The sequence below is a fragment of the Hyphomonas oceanitis SCH89 genome, from assembly GCF_000685295.1.
Classification (GTDB): domain Bacteria; phylum Pseudomonadota; class Alphaproteobacteria; order Caulobacterales; family Hyphomonadaceae; genus Hyphomonas; species Hyphomonas oceanitis.
Map to the genome: position 1 here is coordinate 1 of NZ_ARYL01000151.1, position 673 is coordinate 673.

General features: G+C 62.9%; 1 pseudogene. It reads right to left on the reverse strand.

What is annotated here, in order from left to right:
• Nucleotides 1-44: 44 nt before the first annotated feature.
• Nucleotides 45-644: pseudogene (locus tag HOC_RS20675) on the reverse strand (IS630 family transposase); the annotation flags it as partial.
• Nucleotides 645-673 lie beyond the last annotated feature (29 nt).

A 673-nucleotide genomic window follows, 5' to 3' on the forward strand; every position in this document is an offset into this window, starting at 1 on the left:
TGATTTTGGAAAGTCCGGACAAGGAAGGCTAGAGCAGATTCAGCTCAATCATAGTCATAGCCGCACGCTTTGAAGAAGTTGAGGCATTCGGCGGGTGCGAAGCGGGATACGGCCTCTGCGATGGCGGCCCAGAGTGCGCTGATTGTTCGGGCAGCCGTTTTCTTGAGGAAGGCTTTGAGCTTGGAGAACGCAAGCTCGATGGGATTGAAGTCGGGGCTGTAAGGCGGCAAGTAGCGCAGGCTTGCCCCGGCGGCTTCGATAGCGGCTCGGACAGCGGCGGGTTTGTGGGCCGGAAGATTATCCATCACGACGATGTCCCCGGGGGCGAGCGTGGGCACCAAGACCTGCTTGACATAGGCTAGGAAGGCATCGCCATTCATCGGCCCGTCGAGCACCATCGGTGCCGTCATGCCGCCAAGGCGCAGGGCGCCGACAAAGGTGGTTGTCTTCCAGTGTCCGTGCGGCACTGGCGCCCGGCAGCGCTCGCCCCGCAGCGCCCGGCCGCGCATGCGCGCCATCTTTGTCGATGCGCCCGTCTCATCAAGGAAGACAAGCCGCTCCGGATCGAGATCAAGCTGGCCGTCGAACCAGGTCTCGCGCCCAAGCAGGACGTCGGCACGTTCCTGCTCAGCCGCGTGCGCGGTTTAATGGGATGGTCCGCCCCGTCTCCTCA